The 26,525-nt window shown below is 38.0% G+C and carries 23 protein-coding genes; 16 read left to right on the top strand and 7 right to left on the bottom strand.

Annotation, left to right across the window (positions count from 1 at the left end; translation table 11 throughout):
* The first annotated feature begins 18 nt into the window (after positions 1-18).
* Positions 19-207, top strand: coding sequence for a twin-arginine translocase TatA/TatE family subunit (locus MHH51_RS06835; RefSeq protein ID WP_147211953.1), 189 nt, complete (start codon positions 19-21; stop codon positions 205-207).
* Between the two features lie 79 nt (positions 208-286).
* Here MHH51_RS06835 and MHH51_RS06840 read toward each other — a convergent pair whose 3' ends face one another.
* Together MHH51_RS06840 and MHH51_RS06845 are read right to left on the bottom strand one after the other, a co-directional pair.
* The gene (locus MHH51_RS06840; RefSeq protein WP_339285176.1) at positions 287-772 is read right to left on the bottom strand and encodes a DUF4188 domain-containing protein; all 486 of its coding nucleotides are present in this window, start codon (positions 770-772) and stop codon (positions 287-289) included.
* Positions 773-794: 22 nt separating this feature from the next.
* Positions 795-1,334: a PadR family transcriptional regulator gene (locus MHH51_RS06845; RefSeq protein ID WP_147211949.1), complete on the bottom strand. Its 540-nt coding sequence runs from the start codon at positions 1,332-1,334 to the stop codon at positions 795-797.
* A gap of 389 nt (positions 1,335-1,723) precedes the next feature.
* On the opposite strand from MHH51_RS06845, the gene MHH51_RS06850 reads away from it, so the two are divergent.
* Positions 1,724-3,454, top strand: a complete 1,731-nt coding sequence (locus tag MHH51_RS06850) for an ABC transporter ATP-binding protein (protein WP_339285179.1) — start codon at positions 1,724-1,726, stop codon at positions 3,452-3,454.
* 154 nt (positions 3,455-3,608) lie between these two features.
* Entirely contained in the window at positions 3,609-3,869 is a 261-nt protein-coding gene (locus MHH51_RS06855) for a hypothetical protein (RefSeq protein WP_339285180.1), read from the top strand.
* A gap of 95 nt (positions 3,870-3,964) precedes the next feature.
* Here MHH51_RS06855 and MHH51_RS06860 read toward each other — a convergent pair whose 3' ends face one another.
* The gene (locus MHH51_RS06860; RefSeq protein WP_339286276.1) at positions 3,965-4,963 is read right to left on the bottom strand and encodes an NADP-dependent oxidoreductase; all 999 of its coding nucleotides are present in this window, start codon (positions 4,961-4,963) and stop codon (positions 3,965-3,967) included.
* Positions 4,964-5,184: 221 nt separating this feature from the next.
* On the opposite strand from MHH51_RS06860, the gene MHH51_RS06865 reads away from it, so the two are divergent.
* Positions 5,185-5,529, top strand: coding sequence for a metalloregulator ArsR/SmtB family transcription factor (locus tag MHH51_RS06865; protein WP_339285182.1), 345 nt, complete (start codon positions 5,185-5,187; stop codon positions 5,527-5,529).
* A gap of 242 nt (positions 5,530-5,771) precedes the next feature.
* Here the strand turns inward: MHH51_RS06865 and MHH51_RS06870 are convergent, their stop codons facing one another.
* Complete coding sequence (locus MHH51_RS06870) at positions 5,772-6,605, bottom strand: MerR family transcriptional regulator (RefSeq protein WP_339286278.1); 834 nt, start codon at positions 6,603-6,605, stop codon at positions 5,772-5,774.
* A gap of 103 nt (positions 6,606-6,708) precedes the next feature.
* Between MHH51_RS06870 and MHH51_RS06875 the strand changes: the two genes are divergently transcribed.
* On the top strand, positions 6,709-7,143 hold the full coding sequence (locus MHH51_RS06875) for a small multi-drug export protein (RefSeq protein ID WP_147211940.1): 435 nt from the start codon (positions 6,709-6,711) through the stop codon (positions 7,141-7,143).
* 468 nt (positions 7,144-7,611) lie between these two features.
* Here MHH51_RS06875 and MHH51_RS06880 read toward each other — a convergent pair whose 3' ends face one another.
* Complete coding sequence (locus tag MHH51_RS06880) at positions 7,612-9,654, bottom strand: 3'-5' exonuclease (protein WP_339285185.1); 2,043 nt, start codon at positions 9,652-9,654, stop codon at positions 7,612-7,614.
* Positions 9,655-10,000: 346 nt separating this feature from the next.
* On the opposite strand from MHH51_RS06880, the gene MHH51_RS06885 reads away from it, so the two are divergent.
* The 8 genes from MHH51_RS06885 (at position 10,001) to MHH51_RS06920 (ending at position 21,169) form a co-directional block, all read left to right on the top strand.
* Positions 10,001-10,327 (top strand): DUF4870 domain-containing protein, encoded by a 327-nt coding sequence (locus MHH51_RS06885; RefSeq protein ID WP_147211938.1) that lies wholly within the window; start codon positions 10,001-10,003, stop codon positions 10,325-10,327.
* A 347-nt stretch (positions 10,328-10,674) separates the two neighbouring features.
* A complete protein-coding gene (locus MHH51_RS06890; RefSeq protein ID WP_339285187.1) occupies positions 10,675-11,571 on the top strand; it encodes an NAD(P)/FAD-dependent oxidoreductase in 897 nt (298 codons plus the stop codon).
* Between the two features lie 294 nt (positions 11,572-11,865).
* Complete coding sequence (locus MHH51_RS06895) at positions 11,866-12,867, top strand: ABC transporter substrate-binding protein (protein ID WP_339285189.1); 1,002 nt, start codon at positions 11,866-11,868, stop codon at positions 12,865-12,867.
* Positions 12,860-13,864, top strand: a complete 1,005-nt coding sequence (locus tag MHH51_RS06900) for an iron ABC transporter permease (RefSeq protein WP_339285191.1) — start codon at positions 12,860-12,862, stop codon at positions 13,862-13,864. Before MHH51_RS06895 ends, MHH51_RS06900 begins: the two co-directional genes overlap by 8 nt.
* Positions 13,861-14,643: an ABC transporter ATP-binding protein gene (locus MHH51_RS06905; RefSeq protein WP_339285193.1), complete on the top strand. Its 783-nt coding sequence runs from the start codon at positions 13,861-13,863 to the stop codon at positions 14,641-14,643. The genes MHH51_RS06900 and MHH51_RS06905 overlap by 4 nt, the downstream gene beginning before the upstream one ends.
* Before the next feature lie 34 nt (positions 14,644-14,677).
* Positions 14,678-15,592, top strand: a complete 915-nt coding sequence (locus MHH51_RS06910; protein WP_339285195.1) for an AAA family ATPase — start codon at positions 14,678-14,680, stop codon at positions 15,590-15,592.
* Positions 15,589-17,436: a VWA domain-containing protein gene (locus tag MHH51_RS06915; RefSeq protein ID WP_339285197.1), complete on the top strand. Its 1,848-nt coding sequence runs from the start codon at positions 15,589-15,591 to the stop codon at positions 17,434-17,436. Before MHH51_RS06910 ends, MHH51_RS06915 begins: the two co-directional genes overlap by 4 nt.
* A 67-nt stretch (positions 17,437-17,503) precedes the next feature.
* Entirely contained in the window at positions 17,504-21,169 is a 3,666-nt protein-coding gene (locus MHH51_RS06920) for a cobaltochelatase subunit CobN (RefSeq protein ID WP_339285199.1), read from the top strand.
* Between the two features lie 81 nt (positions 21,170-21,250).
* Here MHH51_RS06920 and MHH51_RS06925 read toward each other — a convergent pair whose 3' ends face one another.
* On the bottom strand, positions 21,251-22,147 hold the full coding sequence (locus MHH51_RS06925; RefSeq protein ID WP_339285201.1) for a LysR family transcriptional regulator: 897 nt from the start codon (positions 22,145-22,147) through the stop codon (positions 21,251-21,253).
* A gap of 121 nt (positions 22,148-22,268) precedes the next feature.
* On the opposite strand from MHH51_RS06925, the gene MHH51_RS06930 reads away from it, so the two are divergent.
* Both MHH51_RS06930 and MHH51_RS06935 read left to right on the top strand, forming a co-directional pair.
* Entirely contained in the window at positions 22,269-23,003 is a 735-nt protein-coding gene (locus MHH51_RS06930) for an SDR family oxidoreductase (RefSeq protein ID WP_246145222.1), read from the top strand.
* 220 nt (positions 23,004-23,223) lie between these two features.
* A complete protein-coding gene (locus MHH51_RS06935; protein WP_339285203.1) occupies positions 23,224-24,381 on the top strand; it encodes an MFS transporter in 1,158 nt (385 codons plus the stop codon).
* Between the two features lie 97 nt (positions 24,382-24,478).
* On the opposite strand, the gene MHH51_RS06940 is transcribed toward MHH51_RS06935, so the two are convergent.
* Positions 24,479-24,892, bottom strand: a complete 414-nt coding sequence (locus tag MHH51_RS06940) for a MerR family transcriptional regulator (protein ID WP_156988317.1) — start codon at positions 24,890-24,892, stop codon at positions 24,479-24,481.
* Positions 24,893-25,279: 387 nt separating this feature from the next.
* Between MHH51_RS06940 and MHH51_RS06945 the strand changes: the two genes are divergently transcribed.
* A complete protein-coding gene (locus MHH51_RS06945) occupies positions 25,280-26,389 on the top strand; it encodes a sorbosone dehydrogenase family protein (protein WP_339285205.1) in 1,110 nt (369 codons plus the stop codon).
* The last annotated feature ends 136 nt before the right edge of the window (positions 26,390-26,525 follow it).

A 26,525-nucleotide genomic window follows, 5' to 3' on the forward strand; every position in this document is an offset into this window, starting at 1 on the left:
AGCTGGAGGTGACTTCTGATGGGATTGGCAAATATAGGAATCCCTGGATTAATTCTTATTGTTGTTCTGGCATTAATTATTTTTGGACCAAAAAAGTTACCCGAGATTGGAAAGGCTGCCGGAGAAACATTGCGGGAGTTTAAAAGCACAGCGAATGATATTATGGAAGATAAAACAGAGAACACAGAACAAAAAGATAAAAGTTAACCATAAAAATAAGCGCCAAAAGCATTCAAGTTTTGGCGCTTATTTTGTAGGGGGAAAATTAATAAAATGAAAATCAATTTTAATTTGTCTTCACACCCTGGAGCCGTTTGCGGGCAGAATTGTGCGGAGCGGTGATAGGGATGTGTTTTTTTGCATTTCCCATCCCAAATAATGGCATATTCCGATAGACAGATTCATAGCTTCCTGCCTTTATTTGATAGGTTTCATGGTAGAATCCGACAGCATCATTTTCTCCAACCTTTTTGTTGAAATTCTGCCATGCAGTCAAATGTTTTTTTCCTTTTGCATAAGCGAGTAAATCTTCTGTAGAACGCCAGTATTGAACCATTATTGTGGTGCGCAAGCCAAAATAGCTTTCCATGGAAAGAAATCCTAAATCCTTCTGTTTTTCATAAAGTTCTTTAATCATACCGGGCATGGCTGTGAAGACGGGACCCCATTTTCGAACTGCAAGTCTTTTATTGATTCGCATCCCGATGATAAAAACAACGACATCCTGATCGTTTTCTGTCGTGTATCTGCCAGTGTAAATTTTTTTACCCATGGATGATTCCTCCTCTAAAATTTTAAATTTCCTTTAACGTTGTGTCACACCATTCCATTGCGGCCGCAGTTGTCCGCTTTCCGTAATCCAATGTAAACAGCCAATATTTTGCATCGCTTTGATTATTGTTATGGCTGGCTATTCCCGCTTCAATACCTTCGTACGTCTGATAAATCTTTTCTAATTTTTGTTTATAATCCTCCAATAGACGAATAGTTTGTTCTTCTGTCTGATGATTTCCAAAAAACAGCTTCAGCAATACTTCATTTCGTTCCACCGGCAACTGCTTTAACGGCTTTTCCAGCCAATCCTTTAATATTTCTTTCCCTTTTGCTGTCAGAAAGTATTCCTTACGATCAGGCTTTCCTTCCTGGGAGGTTGCCTGTATAGTTGCCAAGCCTTCTTCTTCCAGCCGTTTTAATGTTGGATAAATCTGTCCATAGCTGATTTTCCAAAAGTGGTTCAGACTATTATCAATAAATTGTTTTATTTCATAGCCTGAACGGCAGTCAGTTGTTAAAATGCCGAGGATAGCGTATGTTGTATCGTTGTATTTTTTCATTTATCTCACCTTATATCTTTTTGATATGTATCATTAAGATATATAATACAGGAATTTATTTAGAAAGTAAAGAACAGTTTTAATCTGATTTTTTATAAAAATTCAAAAGGTAGATGAGGCAATGCCGTTATGTTTTTTATAAATAACCTAATTGTATTAATTTTTTGAAAATGCATAGAAATAATAACGTTATAATGTTAAAGTATTAATGTAGAAATGTTTGTAAAGAAAGGGAATATTTAATTATGTAAGCGCAATCAAAAAATTATATTATTATCTTTTGTTATTAAATGTATTGCCATAAATGTAACTGTCAAATTCTAATATAGTTCGCTGATTAGCAGCTGCAGTATATTTTATCACTTTAATAGAAAAGGGGACGCAGAACGATGAAGGGGATTTACTCAGAATTATTTGCATATGTAAAAAAGAAAAAATTTACATATGCATTGCTTATGATTTGTTTATTTACTGGAATAATTTTAGATTTGGCTCTTCCCTGGTTTATGATGAACATTACGGATTCAGCTTTAGACGGCAATACGAAAGAATTTCGCTTTATATTAATCATTGGTATTCTCATACTATTTTTTACATTTGCACAAAATTATTTTGATGTGCTAATAAAAAATTACATTTCTTCATTTGTTAGAAATAACCTGCGTTTACGTTTGTTTGATCATTATTTAAAATTACCAATGCAATTTTTTAGTAAAACAAAATCTGGAGAAAATTCTTCAAGAATAATTAATGATGTAAACGTTGTAGGAGATTTGATGGGAAATACACTCATTAGTCTTATACAAGGGCCTCTTGTTGCAATAGCCGCCTTTATATTTTTAATCAATATCCAATGGCAGCTGGCATTAATTTGTGGCCTGATTGGTCCGCTAATTATCCTGATTGGAAAAGTTTTTGGTACATCGATGAGAAAAATTTCTGGTGAATTACAGGAGCAGGTGTCACAAAGTCAAAGCTATATCCAGGAAACAATGAATAATATGCCCTTTGTAAGAACTTATTTAATCGGAAATCTGGTAGCTGAAAAATTTGGAGGTTTAACAAAGAAAATTTTTAATTATGATTTGCAGAAAGGAAAAGTACAAGCTGCTTTACAAGGCTCGTCACAGGCAGTCGGATTTTTAACCTTTCTGATTGCGTTTGGTTTGGGTGCTTATCTTATCTTGATAGGTGAAATTACGGTAGGAGCGCTGCTTGCCTTTATTCAACTGTTAAATCACGTTGTATGGCCATTTTCCGGATTAGCACAGGTTTGGGGAACAACGCAGGAATCCTTATCAGCCTGTGAACGAATATTTCGTGTTTTAAAGGAAAAAAGGCAATTTACATCATTTCCCGAAGCATTAGCTGCATTTCAGGAGAGTAATCATATTTCTGTAGATAAAGTGAGCTTTTCTTATGATGAAGGAAACAGGAAAATATTGAATGATATTAGTCTGGAAGTGAAAGAAAATCAATTTGTTGCGATTGTCGGCCATAACGGATCGGGAAAATCAACTATTTTTAAGCTTCTGCTGGGATTCTTCCCTTATTCTGGAATGATAAAGATTAATAATAAAAAAACGAATGAAATGACGTATGGAGAGCTAATGCAATATTTTTCTTTTGTCAGTCAGGATCAATATTTATTCTCCGGTACAGTTTTTGAGAATATCCGTTATGGTAATTTACAGGCTACGGAAACTGAGATAAAAACATTATTAAAAAATCTGAAGTTTGATGATCTGATAAACCATTTACCGAATGGATTAGCTACAGAAGTAGGAGAAGGGGGATCAGGTTTATCCGGTGGGCAGCGGCAAAAAATATCCATTGCCCGGGCAATATTGCGTGATGCACCTATATTTCTTTTTGATGAGGCGACTTCTGCATTAGATTATCAATCAGAGGAACAGATTCAGGAAGTATTATTAAACTTTAAAAATGAGCGGACCACATTGGTGATTGCTCATAAAGCTTCTACAATTAAACAGGCAGATTATATTATTGTTTTAGATAAAGAAGAGATACGTGCAAAAGGCTCCCATAATGAACTTATGAATAAGGATGCCTATTATCGTGATTTATATGAAGAATACGCTGCGGGAGAGACGGTATGATACCGAAAAAGATTAATATAAAAGCTAAGTAATTAATAAATATTTTTTTCATGCTAAATTCTTCTCCCTTTTTTATGTTGGTTCATGTATAATATTTATATACTGTTAACGCTTTCGTGACCATTTTATTTTGGGAAAAGAGGGACAAATTGGATTGGGAGATACGAAGAATGCTAAAAAAAGAAATCCTTTTGATTATGCTCTCATATTATTAGCAATAATTGGTTTTGCGTCTCTGTTTTTGTACCCTGATTTTATGGATGTGTATTTCTCGCTAATATTATTATCCATCGGGGCTCTCGCTTTTTTAACAAGATTAGTTGTTTTAGTGAAAAACAAAACATTTGGCTTACATTTTATTGTATTTTTTTTATTAACCATTGTAACGATATATTTTCTTTATGATTTAGTTTAACTATGTTATAGAATAGAAAAGTTTCCTATCCAGATTTTTTTCTATTCTATAACATTTTTTAATTTCCCTGTCTTCTCCACATAAAAAGAGTGGGTCTACTTGATTTTAACGATGATTTTTCCTTTTGCTCTTCCTGTCTCTGAATATTCCATTGCTTTCTGTGTGTCTTCAAAGGGGAAAATCTGATCAATCAATGGTTTGATTTTCTCAGCCTCGATAAGTTCTTTAATCTTGTTTAATTGCTCACCGCTGGGCTTCATAAATAAAAAGTTATATTGTACCTGGTATTGTTTTTCTAGCTTTGTTAATTTCCTTGAAATCAATTTAAAAGCAAGTGTTTTCCAAAAAGGATAATTATTTTCTTTTCCAAAGCGGGCATTTGGAACATCAGAAATTGATACAATTTTTCCACCGGGTTTAAGGATTTTAAAAGAATTGATTAAAGAATCGCCGCCCAAAGTATCATATACATAATCATAATCGGCTAATTTTTCCTCGAATTTTTCTTCCCGATAGTTTATTACCTTGTCTGCACCCAGGCTTTCTACTAAATCTTTTCCGGCATTACTCGCTGTTGTTGCGACATAAGCTTCCATTTGCTTTGCTAGCTGGATTGCAAAGGTTCCAATACCGCCTGATCCTGCCTGAATCAAAATTTTGTCTTTTGGCTGCAAGTTTAATATATCATGAAAGGCCTGATAGGTGGTTAAACCGACTAAAGGCACAGCTGCTGCTTCTTCAAATGTTAAGTTTTCCGGTTTTAATACAATATCATCTTCATGAATAGCAATGTATTCAGCAAAAGTTCCGATTCTTGATTTTCTAGGGCGCCCATAGACAGGATCACCAGCTTTAAATTTTGTTACATTTTTTCCAGTTTTGATAACTGTTCCGGAAAAATCATTTCCAAGAATCAATGGCATCTTATAATTGATAAGCGGCCTTAATTTCCCGTCTCTAATTTTGAAATCAACAGGGTTAATGCTGGCAGCGTGAATTTCTGCCAGTACATCATTACTGGATACTTCCGGCATAGGTACATTCTCGATTTCAACGTTTTTTTGTCCGTATTTATGAATAAGCATTGCTTTCATCTGATTTTTCATTGTAAGAAACTCCTTTTGGTTTATTGGTTTAAATAATTAAACGATTGAACTAATAATGAATGATAGATGGATTTTTAAAAAATGTCAACTAAATAATTTAAACGAAGCTGGAAAGATTTTTAGATAATAGTCAGCATCGTTGACTTGTTTACGCTTTAATGGTTTAATAATTTAAACGATTATACCAATTAAACGAATTGAGGATTTATATGAAAACAAATGAAATAAAAAAATTAAAATACGAATTTGAGGAAGTAAAGGATTTTTTAATTGCTTTAGGGGATGAAAAACGGCAAATTATTATTATTGCCTTGTTGAATGATCATGCCTGTCAAGGGTTGCGTGTAGTTGATTTAACAGAAGCGACGGAGCTTTCCCGGCCCGCTGTATCACATCATCTAAAAATACTGAAGCAAATTGGAATGATTGATATCCGCCGGGAGGGAACAAAGAATTATTACTACCTGTCTAATGCAGCTGCGGAAATTAATAAATTACGAAATTTATTGGATAATGTCATGTCGGTTATGACTGAGAATCAGAAGGAATTGTAAAGAGGGCAGACAATAAAAAGAATATTGATTTGATAGTAGGGAATAGAAGATGGTGACTTCCCGGTTGATTAGCGGGAGGTCACCATTTAATTCCATTCTACAAACACATCCATCATTCCGTTAATAACAATATTTGTATGAGTCAATCTAAGCAGGGAGGGAGTATCTTTAATATTTGAACTTATCGATTGTCAAGCTTTATTAATAAACCTTTGATAAAACTATAAATGCGGCAGGTTGTTTTAGATATTAATTTTTTCTTCTACTTCAATCATTAGCCTTATTACATAATTTGCTTCCACACCTGAGCTGATTCCGTCCATGAGGTATAGATATTCTTCAAAGCTGTCACCGCAAATACGATATCCTTCCTTATCCAGATAATCTTTTATTTTTTCATATGTTTTATACGTATTCATATAGCTTCCTTTATGATAGCCAATTACATATTTCCCGGCTTTTTTTATAAATGTTTCTGTTAAATGAAGCTGGTTTTCACGTAAATAAAAATTGGAATAATTTAAGTAATCTCCTGTTTCTATTTGTTCCCGGCGAATAAGAGCTCCCCAATTTTCCACATTGATTTCTCCCTGTTTCACGTATTTCATAAACGATATAATCATTTTTGTGATGTCTTTATGAGAGTAATTTAAAATATTTTCGCTTAAAACAATCTGCTCTGCTTCCATATTCTCGACAATGAATCGATCAAGGTCTAACTGTGATGCTTCTTCAATTTGTTTTTTCTGATCTTTAATGAGGTGCTGTATACGTTCCATTTTCCGGATTTTTATTTCCACCAGTTTTTCTTTCTCTGTTAATAAATCAGTAATTTTCTTCGTGTTTTTAGATTGTAAAAAGCTTTTAATTTCTGTTAAAGACATTCCAATCTCTTTTAACATGTCAATCATGCTATAAGCTTCAGCTTGTTGAATAGAGTAATAGCGATAGCCATTTTCGTTTTTATATTCAGGTTCTAACAGGCCAATATCATCATAATGGAAAAGAGTTTGCTTTTTCACATCGCATAAATCCGCAAATTCTCCAGTTGTCATCAGTTTTTTGGAAGAGTTCATATTTTTCACCAACTTTTCACTTGAGTATACGGTAGCCATATACTTTATATTATACTATAGAAAATAAGAACATACAGTGTAAGAGAATGAGAGGAATATATTTATGTTGAATTATTTATGGCTGGCAGCGTCCGCATGGTTCATGGGATTTTTTCCTATGTTAGAGATATATGTTGCAATTCCTGCTTCAATGGTGATGGGGTTAGATGCGGTTTCTTCAATTATCTGGGCAGGATTTGGAAATTTCCTTCCTGTCCCGATGATTGCTTTTTTCTATCAGCTTCTTGCAAAATCTGAACGTATTAAGAAGTGGCTGGATAAATTAGCAAACAGCAAGTATAAGTATCGAATAGAAAAACAGGGTCCTTTAGTTGTTGTATTGCTTACACCTATTATTGGTTCTTGGGCAGTAGCAGTTATTGCCAATGGAATTGGAATGAATAAGCTGAAGTTATTCATCTCCGCTGGTGCAAGTATTTTAATATATGGGGTTATTATAGCTGTTCTAACACATTATGGTGTAGAGTTTATAAGCTGATGTGCGCTGTATTAAAAATATAAATCCACATATCCTGCAGCGTGTAAATCTGCGGAATATGTGGATTTATTTGTTGCAGGATGAAGTATCTATTAACAAGCTGCTCATAAATTTCTTTGAGATTTAAATGAAAAGAACTTTATCTCAAATCTTATTTCATTTTATAGTTAACAGCCAAGATAGAAAATAACAATAGAAAAATGATTGCCACGCTGGCTACATGAATAATATCAGCGAAATAGCTTAAATTACAGAATATAGCCAAGCAGAATTTAAAAAACTGGCAGGCGAGTAAGGGAAAAGAATAGGTAGTTCGGATATAGCATTTAAAAAAGGTGAGCAGTTTTCATATAAACTGACTCACTTTTTAAATGATGAAACTAAATGAAGGTTCTATCCGCAGACTTTGGGCTTTTATCCTTCCGTTTAAAATAATTTTGCCTAAGGGCTTTATACAACCAAAATTCTTTACCCTTTGGAAATCAGCTTCGATGCTTTACCGCTGTAAATAACTGATAAATGATGCAGTGCCCTTGTACAGCCAACATACAACAATTTGATAGTTTGTTCTGTTTCAGGATAATGTTCTTCATCGACATCAACCATTAAAACCGAATCAAATTCCAAGCCTTTTGATACATACACGGGCAATAAGGAGATTCCTCCTTCGTATGATTTATCCTCTGTTGTAATAATTGTCAGCTCGGGAATTTCTTCTTTCAGTTTTGGATAAATCTCATTACATTCTGCCTCAGATCTTAAAATAACTGCGATGGTATTCATGTCTTGATCTTTCATCTTATGAACCCAGCTTATGATTTCTGCTGATTTTTCTTCTGCCTCTACCTGCTGGATATGGACATCCTCACCGCTTCGGAATACCGGCTCTGCAAAAGCGGGGCGATTGGTAAGATGACTAAGAATGATGTTGGAAAACGCAATAATTTCATAGGTGGAGCGGTAGCTTTTGGTCATTTGGAAAAATTTTGCACGGGATGTACCGAAAAGGTTGATAAAGTTGTTCCACTCATCAATTCCTTCATTGCTATGGATACCCTGCGCTAAATCTCCTAATATCGTAAAGGATGCTGTTTTTGTACGCGCGTTTAGTACAGATACCTGATAGGGAGAAAAGTCTTGCGCTTCGTCAATGACAACATGATCGAACTTTTCGTCTCTTTCTATTCCGTACCAATAATCATGAATATCGAGCAGAGGAGCCAGGTCATCCAGAGTTATTTTATTCTTCGGCGGCAGAAGGTCTTTTCTTCCCATCTTTTTTAAAATTTGTGCGTAAAGCTCATAAGGTTTTCTTTTTTTCCATTTTCGTAAATATCTTCGCAATTCCTGTTTGCCGTCTTTTCTGGCTTGCTCTTGTTCTTTTTTCTCTTCATACATCTTCGCTTCAATTTCTACCCAGCGCGTTAACTTAGCTTTCACTCTTTCATATTTCTTGGTGACAGGATTTCCTTTGAAATCTGCTTCTATCCAGTTTCTGATTTTTTTCAGCGGAACACCTTGTTTATTTTCCCAGGGAATAAAATCTTCTTCAGGAAGCCATTCTTTTTCTAATTGTGATAATTGCTCCCTGATTTGCTGCTGAAAATCTAAAGAACCTTTCCAATTATTCTGCTCCAATGTACCGGATTCAAAAAATGTTTTTCTTCTTTCGCTGAGAGATTCCAGCCTGCATTTGGGATCATCGATAATAGAGGTCATAACCCATTTTGGAAAAGTGGTCTGGACAATGTCTCCTACACCTAATTCAGGCAGCACCTGTGAAATATAATCAAGGAAAATAGTGTTTGGTGCAAAAATAATCATCCGATGTGCTGTTAATTGTTCCCGGTATTCATATAACAGATAGGCTAACCGGTGCAGCGCCACTGTTGTTTTCCCGCTGCCGGCAACTCCCTGGATAATAACAGCCTTGTTCAAGGGATAGCGGATGATTTCATTCTGTTCTCCCTGGATAGTGGCAACAATGTCACGCAGTCTGTTATCCTTTTGGTCTTCCAGTTTATATAATAGAAATTCATCTCCTCCAGATGATCCCTGTTCTCCGCGAATATATCGGTCTACCACCCTTTGCAGCTCCTGTTCATAGGTGACAATATTTCTTTTTAAGTAGATTTCACCTTCTACGACGCCATCTGGAGATTGATAATAGACGTCATCTTCACTCCCACTGAAGCCATAGAACAGGCTGGCAATCGGTGCACGCCAGTCAGTAATCAGTACATCTCCCGTATTCTCATCAAAAACACCGGCTTTACCAATATAGGTTGCTTTTACTTCCTCGCTTTCTTCATCTTTAAAATCAAGCCGGGCAAAGTAAGGTTCTTTTTTAGCGACAATTAAAGATTCTCTTAATCGCCTTCGATTATCTTCTAATACTTTTTCGGTAAAATCGTCACCAATGTATTCAGGTATGGAAGCTAAACGATCATATTGTTTGTTGATAACTGCTAACGCTTTGGATAAACTCTCTTTTTCTTGTTTAAATTGCACGGTGAAACCCTCCTTAACTTGAATGTCTTGTTTATTTTAGCAATGAAATAAAGAAAAATATAGACTTATATATTCCGTTCATGTATACTATTAAATACAGTCATGCCAAAAAAACAGAAATTACATATAATGTAAAATACCTCAGGGGATAAATCGATTCCTTGAGGTATTTTTTTACTTATTATAGAGATATTTCTATGGGAAAGCCCCGTAAAATTCAACGAAAGAAGGCTGTATTTTACTATACGGAATCCTGTATGAAAAATAATAGCCTTTATCATGGACACTAAATTTATTACCATGTAAAATATTTTTTTCAGGAAGAATTATTGGAGGAGTATAAGGGATGGAAGGAAATAAAATATTATCATCATTATGTTATTTTAGTATCTTTTTTGCACCATTTCTATTTCCGGTTGTTGTTTGGATTCTTGGAGATGAAGAAACAAAAGTACATGCAAAAAAAGCACTATGGACACATCTTATTCCGATTATCGCAACAATTATAGCAGGAACCATCATCTTTACCATTGGCATGGGGCAATTTTGGGCAGGGGAAGTAAATGGAGGATTACTCATCGCAACGATTATTGCGACAGCTATTTGCTTTATCATTGATATTTATTATTTCATCTGGAATATCATTAAGGGTATTAAGGTTCTTACTGTTTAATATGTATCTGACAATAAAATATTTAATGAAGAAGGAATCTATTGGAGAGGAGACATCTTTATATAGATTCTTTTTTTAAAAGTCCAATAAAGATGACACGGCGAATTTCTTCGTTGACGAGCTTTTTCCGATGGGACTGCGATTACTCGCCCCACCAAAAGCGTTACTCACGTATTATAAAGCATACGCTCCGTTCGTAAAAAGCTAGTCGCCTTGAACTTCTTGGTCCTATTTATCAGCCTTTTTGAACACGCACTTTGAATCATGAAACTTGATAAATCGTAATCATTACGATATATTAATGAAATTACGTAAAGAAGATTCTGCGTAAAAAGGAGGAGACTATATTGTTATATGATTGCGCTGTAATCGGGGGAGGACCTGCCGGATTAAACGCTTCTCTCGTGTTAGGCAGGGGAAGAAAAGAAGTTATTTTATTGGATGACGATGCACCACGTAATGCTGTTACACAGGAATCTCATAATTTTATTACCAGAGATGGTATTGAGCCTGTTGAGTTCAGGAAAGCGGCGTATGCAGATTTAAAGAAGTATCCAGGTATAGTGATTCAAAAAGAGCGGGTGACTGATATTAATCCTGCTGACGCTGTTTTTCATATTCAAACAGAAGCGGGGAAGAATTATGAAGCTAAGACTATTATTCTATCTACAGGACTGAAGGATGTATTGCCTGATATCGAGGGAATTCATAATTTTTATGGAACGAGCCTGTTTTCCTGCCCCTTCTGTGATGGCTGGGAACTGAAGGATACTCCGCTGATCTTTATTGCTGATGGAGCATTTTCTTTTCATGGGGTGAAGATGGTTTCCAATTGGAATAAGAATATTGTCATCTGCACAAATGGAAAAGAGAGCTTATCCCCTGAACAAAGGGATATATTAGCGAAAAAGCAAATTGAGGTTATAGATGATGAGATTTTACGATTGCAAGGAGAGAATGGGCAATTAAAAACGGTTCAATTTAAAAATGGGAAAGAGCTGCATAAAGAGGCAGGTTTTATCTCTGCCAAAATGGAGCAGGCTGCCCCTTTTGCTGAACGTCTGGGGCTAGAATTGACGGATACGGGCGGAATTAAAACAGATCCATACGGCCGGACAAGTATCAAAGGAATTTATGCCGGGGGAGACAATGCAGCTGGACCTCCGCAGCTGGTTATTGCCGCAAGTGAAGGAAGCAAAGCTGCAATAGGAGTAATCACTGATTTTGTAGAAGAAACATTTTAAATGATTTAATTATCTATACACCCTCTTGATTCAGCTATATAAGAAGAGGGTGTATTTTCTTTACCTAGCTTCATTGCTCATTTGTCATTCTGCTGCTTCACGCAAAAAATGACAAAAGTGGTTGCAACTTTACAAAAAAATGATATAATACGTAATCATTACGGTTTGTTTTTTTAAACAAATTAGTTTAGTAGAAAGGAAGTGGCAGCTTAGCGGTAGTGTAACTACATAAACAAACACAGTATTTTTTTTAATTAATAAATCGTAATCATTACGGAAGGGTAGGAAATTACTTTGGGGAAATTATTACAAAAAAATAGAATAATAGGAATTGCAGCTGCTATGCTTGCGGTTATTTTGATGGCAGCTTGTCAGCAGGATGAAGATACATCTGCAACGGAGGAAGCAACAGAGGAAAGTCAGGATAATACAACAGAAGAAATAGCTTTTACAGATAGCATGGACAGAGAAGTGGTACTTGACGGACAGCCGGAAAGAATTGTTGTTTTAGCGCCGGAATTTTTGAAATTAATTTATGATCTGGATGGGGAAGCAGTTGGAAGAATGTCAACCAGCAGTATACCTATTCCAGAGCAGGCAGAGGATTTACCTGAATTGGGAACAGTGAATCAGATAAATACAGAGGAATTGGTGGCTCTTTCACCGGACCTGGTTATTGGAGCACCGAATTTCCATGCGGATTTAGAAGGCATTATGGAAAACAGTGATATTCCTTTTGCACTGTTAGATATGCGCTCTTTTGACGATGTGAAGGAAATGGCAACACTTATGGGAGAGATATTAGGAAAAGAAGAGCTTGCAGCTGAGAAACTGCAGGAAACTGAAGACGAGATGCAGGCAATAGAAGATAAACTGCCAAGTGGTGAAGAACCGTCTATCGTCGTTTTAAATATTACACCGAGAAGTGTTTCTGTTCAAAGATCCAATACAACTGCACTGGAGATTGGTGACCTGCTTCATGTAAATAATATCGGAAAGGATATGGAAGCCAGCCCGGATTCGCAAACTTCAGCACCGTACAGTTTAGAAACAATTGCTGAGCAGCAGCCTGATTATATCCTGATGACAATCCATGGAAGTGAAGAAGCTGGAAAGGAAACAATAACGGACGAATTAGAAGGAAATCCTGCATGGAGCTCACTAAAAGCAGTACAGGAAGGAAATGTCCATATTGTCCCTTCCGAAAAATATCTATCCAATCCTGGCCTTGATTATGCTGATACGATGCAGGATATGGCAGAGATGGTGTACCCAGAAGTGTTTGAGAATGAGTAAAAAAGAAGCATTAAGAGATAGAGCCGGATGGAAAGGATTTATTGTTGTGATTTTTGCTGTTTTAATGGTAATCTCAATCATTTTTAGTATCCAGTTTGGATCGGCAAATATTCCCTTAAAAGATATTTGGACAACTTTTACAGGAGATATCCAAAGTGATTTTCAAAATATAATCTGGAACATCCGGGTCCCGCGTACATTTGTTGCTATTCTGGTAGGTGCTAATCTGGCAGTAGCTGGTGTCCTGCTTCAGGGGATTATGAAAAATCCGCTGGCCGATCCATATATTATTGGGGTCTCCAGCGGGGCAGGCTTAGCGGGTATGATTGTTTTAATATTGTATCCGCATCTGCCTCATATATTGACCCCAGTTGCGTTTATTGGGGCAACCATTGTGGCTTTTACGGTATATGCTTTAGCGTGGGAAAAAGGAATTGCGCCAACCAGGATTATCCTGGCTGGTGTTGCTATTTCTGCTTTTTTAGGCTCCGGTATATCTGCCCTGATGGTTTTTTACAGTGACAGAGTGCAGGGTACCATTGATTTTATGGTTGGCGGTTTAAGTGCAAGAAGCTGGCCGCAGGTAGAAGTGATTCTGCCTTATTCGATTGTTGGTATCCTTCTTGCAATTATCGGTATCCGAAAAATGAATCTATTAATGCTGGGAGACCGGACAGCTAAGAGTCTGGGAGCCAGAGTAGAATGGATTCGTTTTTCTATGACTGCTGTTGCTACGCTGTTAGCTGCCAGTGCTGTCAGTGTCGTTGGCTTATTGGGATTTGTCGGTTTAATTGTTCCTCATACAGCAAGATTAATTGTAGGCAATGATTATCGTGTGCTTCTGCCTGCTTCTATATTTTTAGGAGCAGCAATTCTGACGGCCTCTGATACTTTGGGCCGTATTATGTTTGCACCGATTGAAGTTCCGGTAGGTGTTATTATGGGTGCATTGGGAGCACCGTTTTTTCTATATTTACTAAGGAGGAAAATGGTATGAGTGCATTAGAAGCTGCTTCCATTTCTCATTCCTTTTCGGATAAACGCGTATTAAAGCAAATAGATTTGGAACTGAAGGAAGGGCGTATATACAGTATTATCGGGCCGAACGGTTCGGGGAAAAGCACCCTGCTGCATGTCCTCTCCCGTCAGCTGAAGCCTGATCATGGCCAAGTATATTGGAAGCAGGCCGACCTTTACCGGCTTTCACCAAAGAAAGTGGCACAGGAATTGGCTTTGCTTGCTCAAGTGAATGATGTAATGGATTTAACCGTGGAACAATTGATTTCATATGGCCGAACGCCGCATAAATCGATGTTTCAAAGGCTCGATGAAGAAGACCAGATAATTATTGATGAAGCGATTCAGCTTACTAAATTAGATGCGCTGAGAAAGCGGAACGTTTCTCAGCTGTCTGGAGGTGAGCGGCAAAGAGCTTGGATAGCTCTTTGCCTGGCTCAACAGCCGAAAGTTTTATTTTTAGATGAGCCAACAACATACTTAGATATTTCACATCAGCTGGATGTGCTGGAAATCGTAACACAGTTGCAAAAAACTCAAAACGTAACAATTGTTATGGTTTTACACGATCTCAATCATGCAGCTGTTTATTCGGATGAAGTAATTGTGGTTAAAGAGGGGCATATTTATGGACAGGGTACTCCAAAAGAAATGATGAACCCGGATATGTTTAAGGATGTTTTTAATGTCCAGGCAGATATCTATGAGGATAAAGATAATGAATTATTGCGTATCGTGATGATGTCGCTAAAAGATTAAATAATCGTATGTGATTTTGGAAAGAAGGTTAAATGTGAAAAATTATCCTTTTACAGCAATTGTAGGGCAAGACAAAATGAAGAAAGCGTTAATTTTAAATGGAATTAATCCCAAAATTGGAGGTGTATTAATCCAAGGTGAAAAAGGAACAGCAAAGTCAACGGCTGTAAGAGCATTGGCAGATGTGCTGACAAATACATCTGTAATCAATCTGCCGGTAAGTGCGACAGAAGACCGTGTTGTAGGGACACTGGATATGGAGCATATTCTAAAAACAGGAGAAAAGAAGCTGGAACCGGGAATATTGGCGAAAGCAGATAAAAATATTTTATATGTAGATGAAGTGAATCTTCTGGAAGATCATCTGGTTGATATTCTTTTAGATACTGCCGCAATGGGAGTTAACCGGATTGAAAGAGAAGGCGTATCCTATGAGCATCCATCCCGTTTTGTATTAGTAGGAACGATGAATCCTGAGGAAGGCACGCTTCGCCCACAGCTGCTTGATCGATTTGGTTTATGTGTGGATGTGGAAAGTGAGAAAAATGTGGAAGAACGCATGGAGGTTATCCGCCGCCGCTTGAATTTTGAACAAAATCAGAAGCAATTCGAGAAAAAATACGAGCAGGATCAAAATCAGCTTACATACGAGATACAACATGCGAAGGAGCTTTTGCCAGCTGTTGAGATTAATGATAATCTTCTCCGTGCTGTAGCTGATTTATCCATTGAACTGGGCATTGAAAGCCATCGTGCTGATATAACGATTATTATTACCGCTCAGACATTGGCAGCTTGGAAGCAGCGAACAATGGTGCAGCTGGAGGATATTTACGAAGCGGCAGAACTTGCATTGCCGCATCGATTATTACAGGATCCGATGAGGGAGAATACTTCTTATCAGAAGCTGACTGAGCTATTAAATCAGAAGGTTGTCGATAATCAATGAATCAGCTGATTGGACAAACGAAAGCAAAGCGCGGCATTGCCGCAGCACTTATCAATCCATATTTGGACCGGATCTGTGTCACCGGGGCAAGTGGAACCGGAAAGACAACTTTGCTGCAAATGGTCTTAGCTTACTTTCCTAAAGAGGATACTGTTATTATTCCTTCCCACGTTACGACAGAAAAATTATTGGGAGAAAAAGAGCTTGCCTTGTTTTCTCCACTCAGGAAGAACTCAAGTAATCAAAGTATTTTTCATCAAGCAAAGGTGGTTATTACCGATCAATTTGCATCGATGCCGGAGAATAATCAGCGTTTACTTGTGCAATTGCTGAAAAATAAGGGAGTGTCATTTTACGGGGACTCTCATTATCCTATCCTGGCAAAATGGTTTTATTGCCTCGACCAGGAAATACTGGATAAATCCTTGTTAAAGCATGCCAAGCTATGTGTCCGTCTGCTTCCTGTTTTTGATGTGTCAGAGCGCAAGAATATTTTATTATTCCGAGAGAACGCAGAGCGTGAATATACAAAGGGAGAACTGGATAAAGTCAGGCAGCGATTGTCCACTGTTCAAGTTTCTGAAAAAATGCTGAAGCTGGCAGTAGAGGTTGTCATGGGTTCGGGCTGTAAAAATCAGGAAGCTGATATGGATTTGATTGAAACAGCTCGGGCATTAGCAACTTTGGATTCGGATCAATCGGTACAGCCAAAGCATATTGAGGAAGCAGCGGGGTATGTACTTTCTCATCGAATGGGAGAGCAGCAGGAATCTTCTAATCAGGAGAATTCAGAGTCACAGGCAAAAGAGGAATCTTCTAACAACCATTCGGAGGATACGGGTCAAAGCCATCCATCCTCTGGCAGTGAAGCAAAACCATCGGATAATGGCGGACAGGATCATGAAGCCCCTGGTGATTCTTTTCCAAAGGAAGAACCGCCGGATAACCAGTTTATTACAGAGATCTCTGAAGAAGAAATAGACCAGGTGATAACATCATTGAAAATGCAGTCAGATTTCCTTTTCTCGAAAAAATATATCTATCCATATGCAATGAATGGAAAGCATCGGGAGGGGACTTCTGCTGGAGGTAATGGGCGAATGCTCCGTGCAGTGCAGAGACCCACTGAAGCAATTTCTTTATATCATACACTGACAGTGGCAGCTCCATTTATGAAGGTTCGTACGCCTTCTGCGGGAATAAAGCTGGCGATTGAAAAAGAGGATATACGCTATAAATTAAAGGAAAAGCAGCAGGGATTTACCATTCTATTTTTAGTGGATGCAAGCCGCTCCATTGCAGCGAAAAAAAACATGAGAGTTGTCAAAGGAGCTGTTATGGAATTACTTCAGCAGGCCTATCAAAAAAGAGACCATATTGGCATGGTTTCCTTCCGAAAAACAGGAGCGGAAGAGGTATTGCCTTTTACGAATAAGTTTGCAGAAGCAAAGCAGAAACTAGGAGAAATACCAACTGGCGGGAAAACACCGCTGGCAGCCGGACTGGAAAAAGCATTAAAAATATGTGAAAAAGAGAAGCGCATTCATAAACAGGATATACCTTATCTTGTTATTTTGACGGATGGGAATGCCAATGAAACGTTGAGTCCAGGCGGTACTGCAGCTCAGGCAAGAAGCGAAGCCTATCAGATTGCCAAAAGAATTGCACAGGAACAGCTCTCGGTGACTGTTATTGATATCCAAAGCGGGAGAAATACATTTGGCCTGGCAGAGGAGCTTGCAGCTGTTATAGAAGGGGAATACCTCTCACTGGATGCTTTAACAGATAAAAATATTGCAAAAGCAGTGCAAAACCGGCTGCATCCATTAGCAGGGCGCAGATAAAATCATAGGCCCTGCTATTTATTTTCAGGATGTAAGAAAGTTAATAAAAGAAGGGAGAGAAGTATTCGTGCATATTATTTTTGCTGCTGCTTCATCTGGAACATTAGCTGATGCCGCGAAAGCACATGAACAGATAAAAGAAATCTATCCGGAGATAAAGCTTTCTCTATTTTTAACCGAGGAGCCATTAAGCGCAGAACAATGGAGGCGATTTGAACATGTCTCTCAATCTGCCAATCTATTTATCTATGATCCACACGGAGTTGAAGATGATCTGGTCATGAGAATGGCCCGGATATGTGAAAGATATGAATGTGATCAAATATCATTGATGATTAATGGAGCGAAATGGGAGAAAATCATCCGCTTTGGTGCATTACAAGGACAGAATATTCAGGTTAAACCACAATCGGGAAAGCTGGCCCTGTTTGATCCATCAAATGAGTTGACTAAGGAAGAACGGAAATTAAAGGAGCAGGTGATAGCAAATTATGAGCAGATAAAAGACTATTGGCATGCTTCCGGTATTGCAAATTGGAAGGAGCTCTTCTATTTTACGGCTCATCTTTATGGGAATACGGATGTCCCCGAAGCAAAAGCTCCAAGTTATGCAGAGAAAACAGGAATTATCGATCCTGCAACCGGCGAGTATTACAGCAGTGCAGAGGTATTTCTGCAAGATTCTAAACAGGATGCAACGAAGCCAAAAATTGTCTTTTTATATATTGCTTCCCAGGCCAGAGTAAAGTCTGCGGATGTTATTGCTGGGCTTATCGAACGGTTAAGGCCGACCGCTGCAGTTATTCCTGTCGGCTTAACAAGTATTATGAAGATTGATTTGGAGAATTTGGAGAGCTTGTTCGTCGGGATGCTGGATGACATACAGCTCATTGTGAATTTTATCAGCTTCCGTCTTGGATCAGGACCAAGAGGAGGAGACAGAGAAGATGTAACAGATTGGCTGGAGAAGCTGGATATTCCTATGCTTCATCCATTCTTTCTGACGCGCACCACATTAGCGGAATGGGAGGAAGCAAAGGGACTTTCACCTGTTGAAGCGATGGTGAACGTTGTTTTGCCGGAGCTGGATGGTGCAGTGGAGACCTACCCTATTGCAGCAATCCAATCAGCAGGCTTCGATAAAAACTATCAATTTGAGAAAAAAGAGCTTGTTCTTATGGAGGAGCGCGTTCATTATTTTATGGATCGTATTGAGCGCTGGCTGCATTTGCGTAAGCTTGAGAACGGTCAGAAGCGCGTGGCTCTAATCGGATACAATTATCCGCCTGGAGAGGGGAATCTGTTTGGCGGCTCCTTTTTGGATACATTTAGCTCCATCTCTGCTTTATTAAATAAACTGGCAGATGAAGGCTACCAGGTGGAACGAATGACTGGAGATGAACTGGAAAAACAATTTCGCGGGCATCAGCTATTTAATGAAACAAGCTGGGGCGTAGATGAGGATGCAGATCAAAGATTACAGTATTCAGTTTCAAAAGCAAAAGAAGATTGGACCAATCATCTGGACCGGGAACGGATGAAGAGCCAATGGGGAGAGTATCCTGGAGAAATAATGACAGATGAAGAAGTATTTTTCATACCAGGTTTTATTAACGGGAATGTTTTCATTGGATTACAGCCAAGCAGAGGAGGAGCAGACCAGGATTCATCAGCAGATTACCATGATCAGTCTGTACCGCCCCATTATCAATATCAGGCTTTTTATAACTGGCTGGAAAAGGACTTTCAATCCGATGCCATTGTACATATTGGCACGCATGGAACACTGGAATATTTGCCAGGAAAAGAAAATGGCATGTCTTCCAGCTGCTATCCAGATCAACTGGTACATTCCCTGCCGCATTTTTATTTTTATTATATCGGCAACCCGTCTGAAGCAATGCTCGCAAAGAGACGGACACATGCTGTACTGAGCAGTTACCAGGCACCTCCTTTCAGAGATGGGGGACTATATGGCGATTATGAAGAGCTGGAACGTCTGCTCCATGAATATCGGGAAGCCGAGCAGCTTGACCCGCAGCGCTGTGAAGAGATTTTGAAAGAAATTCAGGAGCTGGCAGATAAGAATGGCTTTTCCAATCAACAATTAGAAGATATAGAGCAGGAGCTGCAAAGGATGCAGTATGCTTTAATCCCGTATGGACTGCATATTATCGGAGAAGGCTTGAAGCATGCAGATGCAATTCTTCATACAGTATATACGTTGCGCAGAGAGCATATGGGAATTACCTTGAAACAGCTGGTATCCCAATTAAAGCCGGCGCTGCAGAATGATGAAGCAGAACTGGAAAAAGAAGCAGCTGTTTTATTAAGGGATTATATAGAATCCAGACATTTACCGGATGTACAGGGAAATTCTCATGCAGCAGCATTTGCAGATATTTTGGCGTATGGGGAAAGCATTTATCACAGAGTAAGAAAAACAGAGGAGCTATCCTCTATTATAAAAGCGTTAAATGGAGGCTATCTGCCTGCAAAATTGGCAGGTGATATCTATAGAAATCCAGAATCTTTGCCGACGGGGACCAATTTGTATCAATTTGATCCGCGATCTGTACCGAGCCCTTCTGCGGTTGTAAGAGGTGCTGAAATTGCCAAAGCAACCTTAACGCAATACCAGGAAGCTCACGGGAAAATCCCGCATACCGTAGCCTGTGTACTTTGGGGGATTGAAACATCGAGAACGCAGGGAGAAACAATTGGACAAATTTTAGAATATGTCGGGGCAAAAGCAGTGAAGCATTCCCAGGCAACAAGTACAACATTTGAACTTATTCCCCTTTCAGAGCTGGGCAGACCGAGAATGAACGTTGCCATCAGTATGTCAGGGGTATTCCGTGATTTATTTCCGAATGTGATTGATGCTTTGAATGATTTATTTGAAAAGCTTGCGTGCGCAGATGAACAGGAAGAGGATAATTATTTTAAGGCATTTACTTTAAAAGTACAGGAACAGCTGTTACATGAAGGGTATGAACAAGCGGATGCTTTCGATTTAGCTTCTTCCAGGATATTTGGACCAGCCTCAGGCGAATATGGAACCGGGATTAACCATATGATTGAGGATGGCAGCTGGACAGATGAAGAAGAGCTTGGTGAGATGTACAAGCACCATGCCCAGCATGTCTATAGTAAATTAAGAAGAGGAGAAAGCTTTCCTGATTTATATGATCTTCATATGGAAGCAGCCGATATCGTTTCCCAGCTGCGGGCCAGTCATGAATATGAAATTACGGATATCGATGATTATTATAATTTCTTCGGGGGATTGGCGAAATCGATTGAAAAAGCAAAGGGAGAGCGTGTTGATATTTATATAACCGATACGACTCAGCAAACGCCGCAGACAGAAGATGTAGAGCATGCCATTAATCGCGGTGTCAGAACACGTCTGACCAACCCGAAGTGGATGGAAGGGCTGCTGGAGCATCCTTATCATGGTGTTCAGCAGATGGCAAAGCACACAGAGAATTTACTGGGGCTGGCTGCCACAACGAACAAAGTGGAAAATTGGGTGTTTTCCCATGTGCATGATACGTATGTGGAGGATAAAGCATTGCAGGAAAAAATACGCCAGGCAAACCCACAAGCATATCATGATTTGCTTGGAACATTGGTCGAGGTATCAGAGCGGGGGTATTGGAAGCCTACTGAAGCACAATGGGAAACTTTAAAAAATGCATTTTTGGAGGCAGAGGCTTCGATGGAATGAGGTTTCATGAAGTTATTAATAGTAATAAATAAGCGCCCAATCATAAAAAATGATTGGGCACTTTAAATTTGAGTTTCAAATTTAATCATTTTGAGTATGCTTTTCAATATTATACCGAATTTGACCTAAAAATTTATTGGCTGCGTCGGAAAATACTTGATGTTTCTTCCAAATAATATTTAATCCTGCATGTAAATCAGGGGTTAAAGGTTTAAAGCAAAGTTTACTGTCTCCGGATGTGTTAATTAATTTATCTAAACATAAAGCATTTCCAAGACCTTCTTCTACCATAAGTGCAGCATTATAAAGCAAGTTGTACGTTCCTGTGATATGCAGATTCCTGACATCTTGTCCAAACCATCCGGACAGTTCATTATCCACAGTTGTTTGCCGTGAAATCAATAAAGGCTGATCCATTAGATCTGAGGGTTGTATAGAATCTTTATGCGCCAACGGACTATCTCTATGCATCAATACACCCCAAACATCGGAAGCTGGCAGATGTATGTAATCATATTTTTGTTTATCTGTCGGTTCGATAACAATACCAAAGTCTAACAATCCATTGTCTAATTTTTCCATGATATCATCTGCATTTCCACTATATAAATGAAATTGAATATCCGGGTGGATTTTAAGCAGGTCTTTTAAAGCATTCGCGATAAAATGCATGGCTTCTGTTTCACCGCCGCCAATATATATTTCTCCGCTAATAATTTCTGATGGCTGGTTAAAATTCGCTTCTGTTTTATCAATTAACTCCACAATTTCTTTCGCTTTTGTTAATAAAAACATCCCTTCTGTTGTTAAGGTGATTTTTCGGTTTCCTCTAATAAATAATGAAGTACCTAATTCTGTTTCTAAATCACTTAATTGTCTGGATAAGGTAGGTTGTGATATATGTAAATATTTTGCTGCACCAGAAATACTTTGTTGATTTGCGACAGCAATAAAATAACGTAATAACCGGATTTCCATTCTAAATCCTCCTATGCTTTTTAAGTATAACAATATATTTGATATAGGTATTTGATATCTGAATCGTATCATTTTATGATGTTATTGAAAAGAAAATTACTTAAGAGAGGAGAGTTTAATAATGGCAATAAAAGATAAAGTAATTATTATTATGGGTGCCTCCAGTGGGATTGGTGAAGCAACTTCAAAGCTGCTTGCTGAAAAAGATGCCAAGCTGATTATTGCTGCACGCCGATCAGAACGTTTGGAAGCAATCCAAAAATCATTCCCTAAGGCAGATATTCATATCCAACAAGCAGATGTCACCAATTATGAAGATGTGAAAAAAGTAGTTGACCTTTCGATGAATATGTATGGAAGAATTGATGTGCTATACAACAATGCTGGTATTATGCCAACTGCGCCAATTGTGGAAGGACGTCGTGATGAATGGCAGAAAATGCTTGATATCAATATTATGGGTGTATTAAATGGTATTGCTGCAGTTGTACCAATTATGGCACAGCAAAAATCAGGTCATATTATTGCAACGGATTCTGTAGCAGGTCATGTGGTCTATCCTGATTCTGCTGTATATTGCGGAACAAAATTTGCTGTACGTGCGATTATGGAAGGATTGAGACAAGAGCAAAGAGAAAATAATATTAAATCAACTATTATTTCTCCGGGGGCAGTTGCAACAGAACTATACAAAACCATTAGTGATAAACAGGTTTCAGAAGACCTCCATAAAGCACAAAAAGAATGGGGCTTAGCTCCAGAAGATATTGCTTCTGCAGTAGTATTCGCAATCGATACACCTGATCGAATGGCAGTAAGTAATATGATTGTTCGTCCGACTGCACAGCCTGTTTAAGTATATAAAAAATGATAAAACAATAGCTGTTTTCTCTATGCGTGCTGTTTCTGTAAAGATGCAGCAGACTATAATAAATAAAAAGTGTTTACGGTACTTTATTTTAGATGTACTTCTATATTTTATTAATGAAATCTTATGGCTTCCTATCTTTAAATATGAAAAAAATAATAAGAAATTCTAGCCTCGATGAATTAAGAAGGAAGTGGAGTAATATTTTATGAAGAATTCGAAAGGTTTACTTATATTTATATTGGCGGTCGGTGTGTTTGGTATTATCAATACCGAAATGGGGGTTATCGGTATACTCCCGGATTTAGCAGTATATTTTGATGTCAGTGTCTCGACTGCAGGCTTATTGGTGAGTCTATTTGCCTTAGCGATTGCTATTGCCGGGCCGACAATGCCGTTAATATTTTCTGGAATGAACCGGAAAAATGTTATGTTATTGGTGCTGACTATTTTCATTATCGGTAACATTATTTCCGTCTTTACAAACAACTTTACGATTACCTTGATTGCACGTGTGATACCGGCCTTTTTCCATCCGCTTTATGTATCGATGGCTTTATCTGTTGCCGGAGCATCTGTAAGTGAAAAGGAAGCACCGAAAGCAATTTCCAAAGTGTTTATTGGAGTTTCCGCAGGGATGGTATTAGGCGTTCCAATCGTCAGCTTTATTGCGGATGCGATTTCTGTTCAAGCGGGCATGGCCTTTTTTGCTATCGTTAATATCTTCACATTAATTGCAACGATCTTTTTGTTGCCATCTATGCCGGTTACAGAAAGACTATCCTATGGCTCGCAGTTGAAAATATTAACAAAAGGAGTTACCTGGCTTTCGATTTTAGCAGTTCTGCTTATCAATGCAGCTATTTTCGGAGTATACAGTTACCTAGCTGAATACTTAGGAACGGTCACAAATATGTCGTCCAATTTAATCAGTATTATGCTTCTGGTTTACGGTTTGGCAAATATTTTAGGAAATATTATAGCTGGAAGGCTGCTTTCCGAAATTCCTGTCCGTACGGTAACTGTTTTTCCTATCGCATTAATTGCCCTTTATCTTATCTTTTATCCTGTAGCAGAATTAACAGTTCCTACGGCGATTATTATTTTAGTGTGGGGGATACTTGGCGGAATTGGTGCAAATATCAACCAGTATTGGATTATGTCTGCCGCTCCAAAAGCTCCGGATTTTGCCAATGGTTTATTTCTGACATCCGTTAATTTGGGTACTACGATTGGAACTGCTGCAGCGGGAATGATTATATCGCAAATAGGAACAAAAGAAATTCTGTTTGTAGGTGTTGTTGCGTTAATAGGCGGTTTTATATTTATTATACTTCGAAATACTTTGTACAAAACCGCCGGGTAAATAGTGTTTTCATTATTTAGTGTTCTGGTATTTACTGTAACCGGGGAAGAAAAAAACATCTGCACTCTATATAAAATAGTGAAGTGCAGATGTTTTATTAATCAAAAACGGTATTGCCTATTTTGTTGTTTTTATGAACATTTTCCGTGCCTGCTTCCAGCGCTACTTTGTAGTAATGACATTTATGGTCAATGAGATCCATTGTATTTTTTAATTCCTCCATTTGTTTTTCTACTACTGCTTTTTGCTCTAAAAATAAGTCATATCTTTGCTGTAAGGTGGAATCGCCATCCGAACACCATTCAATAAAGGTCTTAATATCCTTGATGGTCATACCGCTGGATTTCAAACATTGAATAACTTTTAATAAATCTATATCAGACTCTTTAAATACCCTCGTTCCATTATCCGTACGTTCTACAAAAGGAATGAGCCCCTCTCTATCATAATAACGTAAAGTTGGTATAGATAAATTTAATTTTTTAGCAACTTCCCCAATAGAATAAGTCATTTTTATCTCCTCTTTTCAAATATAAACCTGAAGTTAACTTAATAGTTGGGAGAATTCTAACATAATAATTAACGGCCGTCAAAACGAATTATCAAAAAATAGAATCAAATTATTTGACCTAAAGTTAACTTTATATACTAATATTAATTCCAATAAAAGAAGGAGGGATAGAGAGGTTAACATATATTAATTTGAAATTCTGATATACATGAATATGTAAAACGAGAATCGTATCCTTAAAAAATGGCGAGAAAACGGAATGATGATATTGTTTCAGAGATAAAAGCGATAATGGCAAATCAAATTCGTTAAGCTGACAACTATCAATGGCTTCCGATGTTAACTGAGGATTTGAATTTATTAAAAATAATGTGAGGAGAAATGTGAATGAAGAAAATTTTATCTGGACATCTAATTGGTCTGCTTTTCCTGATTGGCTGCTCTCCGAATGATGAACAGCCTTCTCCGGGCAGCAATGAAAATACATCTGATAATGCAGGTGATTCACAGGAAGAGCTAAATCTGTCTATAGAAGGATTAGAAGTTATTGCGGAAAATTTGGATGTTCCATGGTCGATTGAGCAGATAGAAGATACCTTTTATGTAACTGAAAGAACGGGAAGTATTGTCAGAATAGAAAATGGGGAAGCAGAACGGCAGGATGTAGAGCTTGAACATGAAGTATCAACAGCTTCAGAAGCAGGATTACTTGGTTTTGTACTGGCTCCTGATTTTTCTGAATCAAACCAGGCTTATGCTTACTATACGTATGAAAATAGTGATGGACAATTTAATCGTATTGTAACACTTCAATTGGAAGATGACGTGTGGAGAGAGGATGATTTACTTCTGGACCAAATCCCCAGCGGTACCTATCATCATGGAGGAAGACTGAAGATTGGCCCGGACAAATTGCTCTATGCTACAGCAGGAGACGCATCTGAGCGTGAAATAGCACAAGACCTTGATTCATTAGGCGGTAAAATTTTAAGGATGAACTTAGATGGATCGATACCAGTGGATAATCCATCTCCAGACTCCTACGTCTATAGCTATGGGCATCGTAATCCTCAAGGAGTTACCTGGGCTGATGATGGAACGATGTATGCCAGTGAGCATGGAGATAATGCAAATGATGAAGTGAACATCATTGAAGCGGGTGAAAATTACGGATGGCCGGTTATTGAAGGAGAAGAAGAGCAGGAAGGAATGATTTCCCCTTTATACACTTCTGGGAACGAAGAAACATGGGCTCCATCAGGTATGGCGTATGATGAAGGTAAACTATATGTTGCCGCGTTAAGAGGATCGGCTGTTTTAGAATTTGATATGGAGAGTGGAGAGCATCATGAGGTTATAAGTGATCTTGGAAGAATCCGGGATGTGCGGATTGATGATAACTATCTATATTTTGTAAGTAATAATGGAGATGGGAGAGGCACTCCAGATAATAATGATGACAAGCTTTATAGAATTTTACTTTCAGAATTAGAGTAGCTGGAAAAGAGTAATTGTTATTCAAAAACATAAAAATGAAGCAGATGAAGAAAGTAAAAATTTCTGGAAGGTGCAAATTGTGCAGTAAATTAAGTTCGTTATAATTTGGCGAATCGGGAAATATCATGTAAGAGTC

The organism is Oceanobacillus sp. FSL K6-3682, assembly GCF_037976165.1.
Classification (GTDB): Bacteria; Bacillota; Bacilli; order Bacillales; family Amphibacillaceae; genus Oceanobacillus; species Oceanobacillus sojae.